Source organism: Thalassobacillus pellis (assembly GCF_016908295.1).
GTDB lineage: Bacteria > Bacillota > Bacilli > Bacillales > Halobacillaceae > Thalassobacillus > Thalassobacillus pellis.
This window is the reverse complement of the sequence record NZ_JAFBDO010000006.1, coordinates 47,622-61,818: the sequence shown is the minus strand read 5'-3', so window position 1 is coordinate 61,818 and position 14,197 is coordinate 47,622. Positions and strand designations below refer to the sequence as shown.

Below are 14,197 nucleotides of genomic sequence, written 5' to 3'. Positions count from 1 at the left end.
TCAGGATATACAAGGAGTGCTAAGGATGAGTGATGTAAAAATAACCATCATGCGTTATGACCCAGAGGAAGATGAACATCCCAAATATGACACCTTTCCTATTGAAGCTAAAAAAAACATGACCGTATTGGATAGCTTGTTTCTTATCGTCGAAGATCAAGACCCTACATTATCCTTTCGGTGTGCATGCAGACTTGGCATGTGCGGTTCTTGTGGCATGGTGATTAATGGGCGGGGGCGTCTGGCTTGCCGTACAAAAATAGAAAGTTTAGGCGAAAAAATAGTGGTACAACCGATGAGAAATATGGAGATCATAAAAGACCTGTCTGTAAACATGGATAAGTTCTTTAAAAACTGGGAAAAAGTAAAACCTTATTTTGTCCCAAAAGAAGAAACAGATGAATTTAGTGTGATTCCCCCATCATCGGGACGACGGGAGATCATCGATGAAAATCAAGATTGCATAACTTGCGGATTATGTTTCCAATCCTGTGACGCAGTTTCGCTTAGAGGAGAAGATGAATATATCGGACCTGCAGCGCTAAATCGAGCATACAATTTGATTGCGGATGAACGAGATGGAGCTACGGATGAAAGACTCGATATGGTAACTGATAAGGACGGAGCTTTTGGCTGTCGTTCTTTTGGTGCTTGTGTGGAAGTATGTCCAAAAGGAATCAAACCTATGAAAACCATTCAAAAAGTTAAAACCAAGAAACTGCGAAGAGCGGTAGGATTAAAATATTAAATTTAGTGAGGGAGATGAACGTGTATGGCTACTACAAGTGTCCAAACGAGGAAAAGCCTCCAAGAAGTTAAAGTAAAACAAAAGCCATTTGTCGGTTATATTGCCTGGATAGTCCAAAGAGTCACCGCTCTCATTTTGCTATTTTTATTACCATTAAAAATTTATAGCGGTTATGCAATGATCGGAAAGCTTCCGGGAGCTGGTACGATTTCCGCTTTGCATTTAAACGCCATAGTGGATGCTTTTTTGATATTCGCTCTTATTTTTCATGCTCTATACGGCTTTCGAGTTATCTTGATTGATATGGGTGTCGTTCAGGATAACCGCAGCGTCTTTAAGGCTTTTACGATTATTGCGGCTATTTTGTGTGCGGTCATGTTTTATGTGATAGTTTCTTAAATTTTAAACTTTTTTCCTCTATATAAAGCGATATAAATTCCTTAGAAGAAGGTGAATGATTTGGAACATGTGGAAGCAGATATTCTGATTTTAGGGAGCGGTGGTGCCGGTTTATTTGCAGCTCATCATGCAGTCAATCAAAGTCCCCATTTAAAAATAATCGTATCCGCCAAAGGGTTAATTGGTAAGTGTGGGTGTACGCGAATGGTTCAAGGTGGTTACAATGTGGTCCTTCATCCAGATGATTCCGTAGAAAAACACTTCAAAGACACGATTAAAGGCGGAGGCGGGATCAATAACCAGGAAATGGCCTGGACGCTAGTTAATGATGCACCTAAGCGTATCAGGGAATTAGAAACGAAAATGGGTGTATTTTTTGATCGGAGCGAAGACGGGACAATACACCAAAAACCGTTCGCTGGCCAGTCCTTTGACCGAACCGTTCATAAAGGAGATTTAACAGGAATTGAAATCATTTCACGAATGCGGGATCAGCTCTATGCTAAACCAACCGTAGAAGCATGGGACGAAGTAAGGGCCATTGATTTATTAATCGATGAAGAAACCCAACGTATTGCTGGTTGTTTGATGCTAAATATGAGGACAGGAGAATTTGTGGTAGTGCATTGTAAGGCTGTTATTGTAGGTACCGGTGGCGCTGCGACCATGTACAAAATTGCGACACCAAGTCTAGAAAAGGCGGGCGATGGCCTGGCGATGTGTTACCGGGCAGGGACGGAATTTTTGGACATGGAAATGATGCAGTTCCACCCAACTGGACTGTTAGCTGAGAATTCACGATTGAATGGTGGAGTTTTGGAAGAAGGACTACGAGGGGCTGGAGGATATCTGATCAACTCTTTAGGTGAAAGGTTTATGGAGAAATATGACCCCGAACGTATGGAACGTTCCACACGAGATCGAGTTTCCAGGGCCGCTTATATGGAGATTATGGAAGGTCGAGGCACTCCACTAGGGGGAGTATATGTGGATGTCTCTCATCTTGGAAAGGAAAAGGTAAGAAAAATGTTCCCGGGAATGGTAGAACGTTGCCAGGATGTTGGAAAAGATTTAAGCGTAGAACCGGTCGAAATTTCTCCAGCAGCGCACTTTCAAATGGGCGGGGTAAAGGTATCCAATGATTGTGAATCAAACATTGACGGGTTATTTGTTGCCGGAGAGGACGCAGGAGGCGTACACGGGGCAAACCGGTTAGGAGGCAATGGTGTTTGTGATTCTACTGTTTTTGGCGCACGAGCAGGAGATGCTGCTGCAGCTTATGTCGATACGTTAAATATTCCAGTAAGCGTTTCGGACGCCCAGCTTCATTCCATTATTGAAGAAATTACCAAACCCTTAACACGCGTTGATGGAGAAAATCCGTTCTATATCCGAAACGAATTGAAAAAATTGATGTGGGAAAAGGTCGGTTTGGTACGTAATGGGCAAGACCTGACAGAGGCCGTCCAAGAGCTTGAATTATTGGAGCAGCGTATTAATCGTGTAGCTGTGAAAGGATCTAAAAAATATAACCTCACCTGGCAAGAGCTATTAAATGCACGAAACCTTGTAACCGTTGCCAAAATGGTGACTTCAAGTGCTTTAATGCGTACAGAAAGCAGAGGATCACACTATAGAGAAGACTATCCAGCGAGTAACGATGAAAAGTGGCTAAGCAATATTTATATTTCTAAAAGTAAATATGGCGACCCGCAGTATAGGGTGGAGCAGACAAAACAAACCCATATTAACGTAAAAGAAATCCAAGGGTATAAAGTGGTTGCGAGTTCAAAATAATCTGTAAAGGAGTTTGTTGATGGCAATTACCGATTATGTTGCTGCCTATAAAAAGACCTGGGAAGTGAATGAAAATTTTTATCAGAGTGTCGAAGAAGCATGTAAAACCCTTTATATTGAGTCTCTTAAGGACCTGCCGCCTGACGTCAGAAGAGCCCTAGAAAGAGCACACGAAAAGGAAAAATTGGAGAGTGGAAAAGAAATATTAGCCACCCTTATTAAAACCGTTTCCACCGCGGATGAGGAAAAATTGCTGATTTGCCAGGATACAGGGATTCCTGTTTATTTTATCAAAGTAGGAAACCAAGTAAGGTTTGATGGATTACGATTAGAGCAAGCGATAAGAAAGGGAACGGAGCGTGCCACATTAGAACACCCTCTCCGGAGCAGTATCGTTAATACATTAACAAGAGAAAATCATGGAACTTCTACCGGAAATCAAGTGCCAGTCATTCATTATGAATTTGTGGAGGGAAATGAAATTGAAATCCTGATCGTTCCAAAAGGTTCCGGATCGGAGAATATGAGTTATTTAAAAATGTTAACTCCTGCCGAGGGAATTGAAGGAATTAAAAAATATGTGTTGGAATGTGTCTTTGAGTCTGGTGCCAACCCTTGCCCTCCTACCATTGTAGGAATCGGACTAGGGGGGTCAGCAGACAAATGTGCCGCGCTAGCAAAAAAGGCAGCTGCACGAGAAGTTGGTGCACCAAATCCTGATCCGGATGTTCGGGAGTTGGAAGAGAAATTATATACGGCGATCAATAAAATGGGAATTGGAGCCCATGGTTTAGGAGGAAATACAACAGCTTTGGCGGTGCATATCGAAGCTGCTGATACTCATATGACCTGTAATCCAGTAGCTGTCAATATGATGTGTTGGCCCGCGAGACGGATGAGAGCCACCTTTAAAAGCCAAACAAAACCGGAAATTTCTTATTAAGTAGCGAGGGAGGAAAATGCATGGCTCACTATCGATTACAAGCACCATTGACCGATAAAGACATTGAACAACTACACGCAGGTGATACGGTCACCCTCGATGGCATTATCTTCGGAGTAAGGGATGCCAATTTAATTCGCCTGTTTGATAAAAAGGTAGATTTACCGAACGACTTGAAACCTCAGCTACAGGGGGCTATCGCCCTTCATACAGCACCTGGAGTAAAAAAACTGGAAGATGGAACCTATGAAAAAGTAAGCATCGGTACGACAACTAGTTATCGCATGGATCGTTTCACCAGAGGGCTGATGGAAGATTTCGGTGTTCGTGTTATCGTTGGCAAAGGTGGTTTGTTGGAAGAAGGAAGCGAGGCGCTCGTTGATTTGAAGGGATGTTATTTTACCATTCTTGGCGGATCTGCAGCATTAGAAACCACACAGGTAGAGGCTATTGAAGACATCTGGTGGGAAGACTTGATGCCGGAAGCAATATGGAAGTTCAGGGTAAAGAATTTCGGTCCATTGATCGTTTCCATTGATTCTCATGGAAATAACAAGTATAAGGATGTTAAGAAAGTTGCACGGAAAAACCTGGATGAAATCATAAGCAATTTATAGGGTATGGTGGGGATGGATTCCTTAAGGCTACAAATATGCTCAACACCCCAACACCCTATTGTTCCCAAGGCCTAATTTAATAATTAAGGTAATGAAGAACATAAACCTGGAGTCCATCATGGAGTTAATGCTTGTCATTTGGAACCCTAGAATTATTTAAATGGGAGTGAAAAAATAGGTTTCTTGATAAAGGAAATTTACAAGTCTATAGAGACACTTAAGGAAGATGACCGCTGTATTGTACAGGGGTCATCTTTGTTTAGCCCCACGGAGTTTTCAGTAGTTGATTATGTAAATCTTTTCAAAAAAACACCCTATAGGACAGGCCCGTTGAAAGGGTCTGTCCTATAGGGGCAATAAATTTCCCCGCTAGTTTATCTTTATCAACATGGTTAAAATAAATCATAAAACAATTTCATACTAATCACTAATATCGAATACGCTGCAATTCGTTTCAGCGTGATCGATTTTAAATTCATGGTTATTCGCCCACCGATTTGTGCCCCTATCACCCCGCCGATAATTAACATGATTCCATAACCAATCGGGACTGCTTCCACACCCAATTTTATGATAAAACTTCCCACCGCCAACAGAAAACAGGTGATCAAACTTGTCCCGATTGCCTTCTTAATCGGAAGCTTATAGACATAAATCATAAGTGGAACAAAGATAAATCCTGCAGCCACACCAACCAATCCTCCTAGAATACCTATGATGATACTTCCGATGATAGTTAAAATCGAGGATACGGTTCTAAACTGATATGGTTCGGAGCTTTCATTGGATGTATAAGGTACTTGCATGATAATGGCAGCACTTACCGCTAATGAAGCAAAGATGATACGTAAAGCTAAATCGGAGGAATTGTTTGCGATTAATACGCCGATCATTCCTCCAAAGAAGGCAGGAAGCCCAATCATTAAAACAATTTTTTTGTCTACCAGCTTGGTTCGGATGTAATAATAACCACCGGATGCTGTAGAAAAAACGGATTGCATAATAGATAACCCCGCAATGGTCTGCATGCTAAATTGGGTACCAGACATAATGGGAAGGAGCAACATGAGGGCAAATACCAAAATAATCCCCCCGCCGATCGACAATAACCCAGTAATAATTCCGCAGACCAAACCGATGGCCAACATAATAATATTCATTTTAGTTAACCTCTATTCAAATAAAGATTCCTCCAGGTACTGGCACTCTCAAAAAGACAGTAAATGTCCCATAAAGCGCCAACATGACCAATGACGCAATCGTGATTGGTTTAACCAATGATTTAACACTGATTTTTTCATCGTTTAAAGATATACTGACCAATACTAAATAAATACCACTTGTGACATAGAATCCTAGGATGGGTACCAAGAAAATATAAGCAAGCAAACCGGTAATGCTGAACCATCTTCTTTTCATATCTACTTTTTCAGGCGTTTCTTCGTCTGCCTCTTCTCCATATTTCCTATAAAAAATGGCTTTTACTAGTAAGATGACACCCAATATACTGAAAATACCGATGACTACTTTGGGAAAGATGTCTGCGGGGGGAGTCAGCGTTTTGGTATTAATATAAAACAGGAAACTGATGGCCAAAACAATGATAGAGACAACAATATCTTGTACCCTTTCTTTTTGCATGTACTAACTTCAACCTCCTATATTCTGAATAGGTTTGTCTACCTCTGTGTTATCGTTTTCCTTCTTTCTTCCGCGCATATTAAGTAAAAGTGGGGTTATCAGGGACAGCGCTGTTAAAAGGATTAAGACGATACAGATAGGACTAGTAAAAAATAAAGTAAACATACTGGTTCCTGTTTTAGATAATAATGCGGATAAAACAAAGCCATTTTCAGCTATGACACCCAAGACCAGTCCTAAAACGATCGGACCTGGAGGAATATCAACCTTTAAAGCAAAATAGCCAAGGATACCGCACCCTAACATAACAAAGACGTCCAACATACTATTCCTGATGGAATAAGAGCCAATCACAGCTAGCACACCGATAATCGGTGCCAAATAATGAACGGGGATGGCAATTGCTTTTACAAAAAACCTTGTCCCTAAAAGTCCTAACAGCAGCAGTAAGACGTTCGCGACAAGTAACCCCATAATGAAGGTATAAGCCACCCCACTAGATTCCGTAAACAACTTCGCTCCTGGCTTTAAACCATGGATGAGCAATCCACCTAAGAGAACCGCAGCGACTGGGCTTCCAGGTATACCCAGAGTAAGTAAAGGAATAAGAGAAGAACTAACGGTGGCATTGTTTGCTGATTCACTGGTAACCACCCCATCGATATTCCCCTTACCAAACTCCTTCGGCTTTTTTGAAAATCGTTTGGTTTCGTTGTAAGCCACAAAACCAGCTACATTTCCTCCCGCACCAGGCAACATTCCTACAAATGTTCCAATAAGGGAACTTCGTAATAAAACAACGGGCTTTTTAAGGGTTTCAATAATTGTTTTCCGATAAATGCCTTTACGCTCTTCATACTTGGCAATATATTTATCTTTCTGTTCCATCATTTTAATGACCTGGGGAATGGAAAAAAAGCCAATCATTGCTGGAAGAAGGTTTATCCCTTCAATCAGACTATAAAATCCAAACGTAAATCGAGTCGACCCAGAAACAGGATCCATCCCTATCAGCGCGAGCATCAGACCAAATATTCCACCAATTAATCCTTTGGTAATGGACCTTCCAGCTAGGCTTCCAATGATTGTTAACCCAAAAACTGCAAGCCAGAAATTTTCCGGAGGGCCAAAACCTAGGGCAAAGTTAGCAAGCGGCGTAGACAAAAAGATGAGAAAAATTGTTCCAACAATACCACCGACAACAGACGCAAGAAGAGCAGTGATTAAGGCTTTATCCGCCTCCCCTTTTTGGGTGAGGGGATAACCGTCAAACGTGGTAGCAACAGCTGCTGGGGTTCCTGGTGTATTAATAAGAATTGCCGAGTTCGCTCCACCGAACATAGCCCCTGTATACAAAGAACCCAAGGCCAAAAGTCCGGTAGCAGGGTCCATTCCAAAAGTCAATGGGACAAGGAGGGCCACTCCCATGGTTGCAGATAAACCAGGGAGTGTTCCAACTATAATGCCGGCCATAGTAGCTAATGACATGATTAACAAGGTTGAAATGTTCAAGCTCGTAAGTAACCCATTTAAAAGTTCACCAAGCATAGTAACCCACCTATCATCAAGGATTTAAGATTAGCGTTATTTTATTAGGTCGTACTTTTTCAGAATTTCTTCGGCTTCAGCCTTTTGCTTACTAATTAGTTCCGCCCATTCCTCACCAGGCATAAATCCCTGGACCAAACCTGCTTTCTTCATCTTTTTCTTGTATTCTGGTAGGTTATTAATCTCCTTTAAGGCGTTAAATAATTTTTCTTTAATTTCTTTTGGCGTACCTTTCGGCACAGCCAGTCCTCGATCAATAGCAGCCACTAAGTCAATGCCTTGTTCTTTAAATGTAGGGACATCTGGTAGCCATTCATGCCGTTCTTCTGTGGCGATTGCAAGTACTTTATATTGTTCGATATCTTTGGTTACATCGCCTACATTACCCATAATGGCATCAATATGGCCACCGAGTAATTGCTTAACCTGGTCCGCAGAACCAGCCAGTGGAACGAGGGTGACTTTAACACCTGCTGCTTCCATAAATTTTAATGTCGTTAAATGATCGCCCGTCAATGTCCCAGTCAAACCAACTGACAAGCTGCCTGGTTTTTCTTTCAATTTTTTCACAAATTGGTCTAATGTTTTTATATCATTGCCCGCCTTCACAGCTAGGACTTGAGGATCGTGTACGAGGCGGGCCAAAATATCAAAGCTATCATGTTCAAATTCGGTATTACGCCCTAGTGGTTGTAAAATAATATGAGGCGTGTTAATGGACCCCATAGTGTAGCCATCTGGTTGAGATTTTGCCAGCTCAGTAAATCCGACTTCCCCTCCTGCTCCAGGCTTATATTCAATAACCATATTTTCCGGAAAGTGTTCCTTCCAAAGAGACTCAATGATACGTTGGTTGACATCGGTAGTTCCTCCGGCACTAAAAGGGACAATATTTCTAATCTCTGTTTCAGGATACTTTTCAATATCTTCCGAACTGACAGTAGTTCCCCCCAACTGGGAACATGCAGATATGATCATTACCGTTATTAAGGAAATTACAATAAAATACGCTTTTTTCATTTAACTTTCCTCCCCTTAATGGATATTCTCAGTAATTCTGAAACAAATATTTTTTCAAAAACTAAATTTTTTCACAAACAAAAATTCCGTTATCTATGTACCTTGAACTTCTAAGTTGAACGTAAATCAATTTATAAGGCCATTAGCAGTCCGCCCCCCCTTTTTTGTAAGCGCTATCAAATAATCTACCAACATATCCATTATTGGTTATCTGTCTCAGTGACCCAACCAATTTTCCTTTTTTTAATTAAAACATTATTTGTTTAAATATTCAATATTTTGCAAAAAATATTTATGGTTTTTCACTCAAACTTAACACAAACGTCTACGTAAACGTTTGTGTTAATGGAGACAAGATTAATAAATTTGAGTATGAACTAGAATTTTCTGTTCTAAAAATCACCTCCCCAAACATCAATTTCCTTTTAAATAAGGAAAAAATAGAACAATTTTTAAAACCCCAAATTAAGAAGTCGGTAATCGAGAGCCGATTACCGACTTTGGGAACCATGGAACATTAATTATAGGAAGTGGTTTATTATTTCTATATTTCTAACTTTAATTTCAGCAATTGATAACTTATCCCTCGCCCGTTCTCGTCGAACGTGCCTTGTATTAGTTCACCTGGAAATATACGAGTTTTCTGTAGACATTTCCATTTGATTTTCTAAGTTATTTTTTTACTCGTAGACAATGGTGGACATCTCCCGCTCGAATCGATTTGGTCGTTAATCCGCGAGTACCCTACCTCTTTTTTTCTCCGTTCTCCTCACTTTAAAGTAATAACGTCATATTCTTTGTTCTTAAATTCGCCTGCTTTTCCTGTACTTCCAAAAACATCAATTTTTTCCTCTACTTTTTCTCTCATCTTTGCGCGTCCACGCCCCAAGGAACTAGCTAAAACCATATCGTTAGGATTTACTGTAAAAGCCTCCTGTACTCCCTTAGAAAATGCATGGCGCAGCTCTGTATCTACGTTTATTTTGGTTACCCCTAGAGAAATCGCACGCTGTACTTGCTCATCTGGCACATCGGATCCACCATGCAGGACAATTGGACGCTGAATCGCATGAGCCACTTCTTCAATCCGATCAAAACGTAAATTAGGGGTTTCTTTATATATCCCATGGGCTGTTCCAATAGATAATGCCAGATAATCTACATCTGTTTCTTCCACAAACGCAACCGCTTCCGCTGTAGTTGTGATAGAGGCATCTTTCTCATCAACTGATATGTCATCTTCTGTCCCGCCAATTTTCCCAATTTCACCTTCCGAACCAATATTAAGCGACCGTGCTACATCTGCTACTTTCCTGGTTATTTCTACATTTTTCTCAAAAGGTAACGAAGAACCATCAAACATTACGGACTGGAATCCTAGCCGGACGGCACTCATGGTTTGCGTGAACTCCCGACTATGGTCCAGGTGAATGGAAATAGGAACGGTAAAATCCTTAGCAAAACTATCAATCATTACTTTCATAGGCTCAATACCTAGCGTTTGTATAACCTTCTGCCCCACTTGGATCATGACGGGAGATTGCTTGGTTTCAGCAGCTTCAAGGATCGCTAAAATAGTTTCTGCATTATGAGCACTAAAGGCACCTATCCCGTAAGAATGATCATATGCATGTTTAAGCATGTCTTTTCCACTTATAAATGACAAATAAATTTCCTCCTTCTATCGATTCGATATTGAAATATAACTATCCTTAAAGTTAAAACGTAAAAAAACCTAAAAGAAGGTGTTATTTAGTGTTGTAATACCTCCCCTCAAACCCTTTTTATTGTTCAAGGATTACGTTTCAAACTTAATAGTTCCGGCACCCTGTTTTTTCAATAATATAGCTTTATCTAGAATGGAGATAGCTTGCACGTTAACCTCTTTTCGGTTTGTTAATTGAAACAATCAAGCTTTCCCCTCCTTATTTATTTGCTATCTTTTTACGTTGGCAAACCTACTTTGAAGTAAAGGAGGATAGGACGGAGCTCCATTCCCTACTAAAGGCAATAACCATTCATAATAGGCGTCAAAGTTTTGAATAAACTCCAAAGGCATGGGGCGTTCTCCTGCTCTTATCACTTTTTCCAACTCTACTGGTTTAATATCGATGGAATAACTAAAAGAGGTGCCTCTTTGAATAGATACCATGCAGCCGCTTAATCCTTCTTTTATCCATTCTCCTGCTTTAACCCCCACGACGTAGGCCTCTTCTTGGTCAACACAGGAGGCTCCAACTGAATAAGAACGTTGGTTTATCCCTAACAATTCAGATCGAGTCATTAAATTCAGCTTCTTTTTCAAAAATCCTTCTATCTCCTTAGAAATCCCTCCAAGAATGGGACGTCCATATACCTGATCAATCTCTACCTGTGACCCTTTCACCCACTGAACTCCTTCACTTACTACAACTACTGCATACCCAAAGGATTGGATAGCCTTCCTAACAGCGTGTAGAAGTTCTTTTTTATCCAGCGGCTTTTCCGGAATAGCGATAAAGTGAGGCCCTTCCTCGGAATACTCCTTGAATAAACCCGAAGCTGCTGCAAGCCAACCTCCGTTTCTCCCCATAGTTTCAATGATCCGAATTTGTTCAAAGTTTTTCATGGCATCTAAGTCTCGACTGGTATCCTTTGTTGTTTGAGCAATATAGCGAGCTGCACTTCCGAATCCAGGTGCATGATCTATACAACCGATATCATTGTCAACGGTTTTAGGAATACCAATAACTTGCAAATCCACTCCAAGCTTTCTTGCTTCCAATCTCAGTTTGTTTAAAGCTTCCATCGTTCCGTTTCCGCCAATAAAGGCTAAAGTATGAATCCCATTCTGCCGGAGATTGGTAATAGCCTTTTTTATATCTGTATCAGTAAATGGAAAGCGCCCAGAACCCAGACAAGCCCCTGGAACCTGTTTGTTTCCCTGTACCCAATCAAGCATTTCGGTATCACCATTAATGAAGCTTCCATTAACTAAACCTTCATATCCATTTTCAACAAAAGTTATGGAACAGGAGTCTTTCACACTATCAACAAATCCAATTAAAGTAGAATTAACGACAGCTGTTGGTCCTCCAGCTTGTCCTATAGCAACCTTTTTCATAAAATCACCTCTCAGTTGTTTGAAAACACGACGGTTTTCAAACCAAGTTGACGACCTAACTCAACTAATTCATCTGCCACATCCGCATAGACAAGGGCATAATGCGGTTCAAACCCTTCTTCCATCAAGCTATACAATGTGCTATTAACTTCTGTTTCAAGCTCTACCTCGACTGAAGTGCCGTTAAAACGCTTAGGGGTATCTAGAGCATTGCCCCTCATTACAAGCAACCGATATCCTTTGGGGGTATATCCTACTCTAAACATGGTGACACGCCCTGGCTTTAATCCAAACTCCATAGTAAAACCTAATTTTCTATTTGGATGCACCCCTGGTTGGGCGCCTTGATCCGGGTGTGCTAGTGAATAAGCCCCAGCTCCACAATGCCAAAAGACGACGGAATTGCTCGCTTCATTAACATGTACCATGTCACCGAGATATGGTGGTTGACCACCTGATAATTGCTGTAAGATATACATAGAGACCGATCCATGAATATCTGACTCACATGACGAAACGATTCCATCTTCCGTGAATTGGGACAGTGTTGAACAGGCAGCTGCCCCAAGCTCATTAAAGAAATCTGGCCAGCAACGGATTGCTAATCCGTTAAGATTTTCCTTCTGAATCAAGCGCTGAACATGCGTGGAAAACTGCGCAAATCTCTCTACTGTTTTATCTGTTCTACTTAATCCTATTACCTGCTCTTCAGCCCGTTCTATAGCACCCTGCCATGCCTCTTTCGGTAACTTTTTAGATTCCTCAAATGCTTCATACAAATCTAAGTGCTTTAATTCCACCCCTAATTGCTTATGAAGCTTATCTTCATCTGTACCTGAAAAAAAGAATCCAGGGGGATGCTCTCCAATCACTCCGATTTTAAAAGCTTTAAGGTCTTCAATAACCTTTTGAACCTTTAGGTTTTTCAATAATTTATCTTGCACTTGTGCTTCCTCAGGATTTCCAAAAATAAACGTATAGGGGTGATTAGCACAGTACAAAACATGACTTGTGCTATTTCCCCCTGTTAATGAATTCAAATGTAAGCGGCCTCCTATACTTGGTTCCCGAATCGACCACACTGTTACAGGAGCCTTTATTTTCTTAATTAAAATTTCTACAAATTCTCCATCTGCAAAGGTAACACTCTGATAAATGGAATGAATTACTTTCTCACTATCTATGGAATCAAGAAATTCGGATAGCTCCTCGGGGGAAGTTATAATTCCTTCTGGTTCTATAACGTTCCAACCTAGTTGCTTAAGTAAAATAGAACTATTCTTTCTTTGTTCTTCACCCGTTTCCAAATTAAAAGTCTTTCTTCCAATTGGCATATATAGTATTGAATCCCTCATTCACTTCCACTCCCTTTGTAAGCATTTATGTCTATCAATTTGTATACCGAATTATGATACTTGGTGATTATCTTATATATGGTTTTCACCAATTATCTGAGTAGGTAGAATCTCCCCGATAAAATATTGGCTGGACTCCAAGAGGGCAAAACAACAATATTCCCAGCATGTGTAATCAGCCTAATGCGAAGAATTTATCCAGTAATTATCTGGCAGGTATACTTTTTTAAAACTTTATTTTTTTATGTACTGGACAAAAGTATTCGGACCTTTAATACCTATATGGGCTCCCTGGTTCACAAACCTTTGATGATCCGGGTGTGCTAATAACCACTTATTTTTCATAAATAAAAATAGATCTTCCTTCTTTACTTCATGGCTAATTGGCATATTCGTTCCTCGAGGTAATATCACTACACATTTAAATCCCTCCTCATTCACCTTACATGGAGCCAAGTGAAGTGTAGTCTGATAAATTTCAATGGAAGTTCCAGCGGGCACAAAAAATGCTTTCACATTCCCCGAATAATAGCCCCCTTCGGTGATATCCCTTACATCACCTAACAAAAGGATTAAGTCTGTCACTGCAACATTAATTTCACTGCCCTTATGAAATTCTAATCCTCCTAGCCTCGAATTAGTGCCATTACAGAATCCCATTTGAATACTCATTCCACCGTAATATTTATTTTCAATAAACCATCTTATTTCATCATTATCCAATGGTTGGTACACGGGTGAATATGTATTTCTTTCTGGTGGAATAACCGTCTCCGTCATATAATGAGCAACTTTCTTAAAAGGGAAATCTTCGAGCACTTTACCATAAGGTTCAAACCGTTGATCTCTAACATCTACTATAGTTAAATGAGGGTTTAATTCGGAAACCTGTGTTAAATTAGTCATGACTACATACCTACCTTTATCTAAACGTTATGATGTATTCGCATCCCTTTCAGTGTTAAGAACCATTTAAAGATAGCTAGCTGTAAAACAAATGCCTCTTCACGTGTTGAATCATTCATA

13 protein-coding genes are annotated in these 14,197 nt (G+C 40.4%); 5 read left to right on the top strand and 8 right to left on the bottom strand.

The genetic code is table 11. The annotated features are described in order from the left end of the window. Positions 1-25: 25 nt before the first annotated feature. The 5 genes from JOC33_RS16635 to JOC33_RS16615 all read left to right on the top strand — a co-directional run bounded on the left by JOC33_RS16635 (position 26) and on the right by JOC33_RS16615 (position 4,504). Positions 26-748: a succinate dehydrogenase/fumarate reductase iron-sulfur subunit gene (locus JOC33_RS16635; RefSeq protein WP_205093671.1), complete on the top strand. Its 723-nt coding sequence runs from the start codon at positions 26-28 to the stop codon at positions 746-748. Positions 749-772: 24 nt separating this feature from the next. Then, the gene (locus JOC33_RS16630; RefSeq protein WP_205093670.1) at positions 773-1,147 is read left to right on the top strand and encodes a succinate dehydrogenase/fumarate reductase transmembrane subunit; all 375 of its coding nucleotides are present in this window, start codon (positions 773-775) and stop codon (positions 1,145-1,147) included. A 69-nt stretch (positions 1,148-1,216) separates the two neighbouring features. Beyond that, positions 1,217-2,944 carry an FAD-binding protein gene (locus JOC33_RS16625; RefSeq protein WP_338054551.1) on the top strand — a complete coding sequence of 576 codons (1,728 nt, stop codon included), beginning with the start codon at positions 1,217-1,219 and terminating at the stop codon, positions 2,942-2,944. A gap of 19 nt (positions 2,945-2,963) precedes the next feature. Then, the gene (locus JOC33_RS16620) at positions 2,964-3,887 is read left to right on the top strand and encodes a fumarate hydratase (RefSeq protein WP_205093668.1); all 924 of its coding nucleotides are present in this window, start codon (positions 2,964-2,966) and stop codon (positions 3,885-3,887) included. Positions 3,888-3,907: 20 nt separating this feature from the next. Further along, the gene (locus tag JOC33_RS16615; protein WP_205093667.1) at positions 3,908-4,504 is read left to right on the top strand and encodes a FumA C-terminus/TtdB family hydratase beta subunit; all 597 of its coding nucleotides are present in this window, start codon (positions 3,908-3,910) and stop codon (positions 4,502-4,504) included. 392 nt (positions 4,505-4,896) lie between these two features. Here the strand turns inward: JOC33_RS16615 and JOC33_RS16610 are convergent, their stop codons facing one another. The 8 genes from JOC33_RS16610 to JOC33_RS16575 form a co-directional block, all read right to left on the bottom strand. Beyond that, positions 4,897-5,664, bottom strand: a complete 768-nt coding sequence (locus JOC33_RS16610; RefSeq protein WP_205093666.1) for a sulfite exporter TauE/SafE family protein — start codon at positions 5,662-5,664, stop codon at positions 4,897-4,899. Positions 5,665-5,680: 16 nt separating this feature from the next. Beyond that, a complete protein-coding gene (locus tag JOC33_RS16605; RefSeq protein ID WP_205093665.1) occupies positions 5,681-6,145 on the bottom strand; it encodes a tripartite tricarboxylate transporter TctB family protein in 465 nt (154 codons plus the stop codon). A gap of 9 nt (positions 6,146-6,154) precedes the next feature. Next, positions 6,155-7,693: a tripartite tricarboxylate transporter permease gene (locus JOC33_RS16600; RefSeq protein WP_205093664.1), complete on the bottom strand. Its 1,539-nt coding sequence runs from the start codon at positions 7,691-7,693 to the stop codon at positions 6,155-6,157. A gap of 36 nt (positions 7,694-7,729) precedes the next feature. After that, complete coding sequence (locus JOC33_RS16595; RefSeq protein WP_205093663.1) at positions 7,730-8,713, bottom strand: tripartite tricarboxylate transporter substrate binding protein; 984 nt, start codon at positions 8,711-8,713, stop codon at positions 7,730-7,732. 769 nt (positions 8,714-9,482) lie between these two features. Continuing rightward, positions 9,483-10,379 (bottom strand): class II fructose-bisphosphate aldolase, encoded by an 897-nt coding sequence (locus JOC33_RS16590; protein ID WP_205093662.1) that lies wholly within the window; start codon positions 10,377-10,379, stop codon positions 9,483-9,485. 270 nt (positions 10,380-10,649) lie between these two features. Continuing rightward, positions 10,650-11,816 (bottom strand): diphosphate--fructose-6-phosphate 1-phosphotransferase, encoded by a 1,167-nt coding sequence (locus tag JOC33_RS16585; RefSeq protein ID WP_205093661.1) that lies wholly within the window; start codon positions 11,814-11,816, stop codon positions 10,650-10,652. 11 nt (positions 11,817-11,827) lie between these two features. After that, positions 11,828-13,171 (bottom strand): sulfoquinovose isomerase, encoded by a 1,344-nt coding sequence (gene sftI, locus JOC33_RS16580; protein WP_205093660.1) that lies wholly within the window; start codon positions 13,169-13,171, stop codon positions 11,828-11,830. Between the two features lie 234 nt (positions 13,172-13,405). After that, positions 13,406-14,077 carry a DUF4867 family protein gene (locus tag JOC33_RS16575; RefSeq protein ID WP_205093659.1) on the bottom strand — a complete coding sequence of 224 codons (672 nt, stop codon included), beginning with the start codon at positions 14,075-14,077 and terminating at the stop codon, positions 13,406-13,408. Positions 14,078-14,197: the final 120 nt, after the last annotated feature.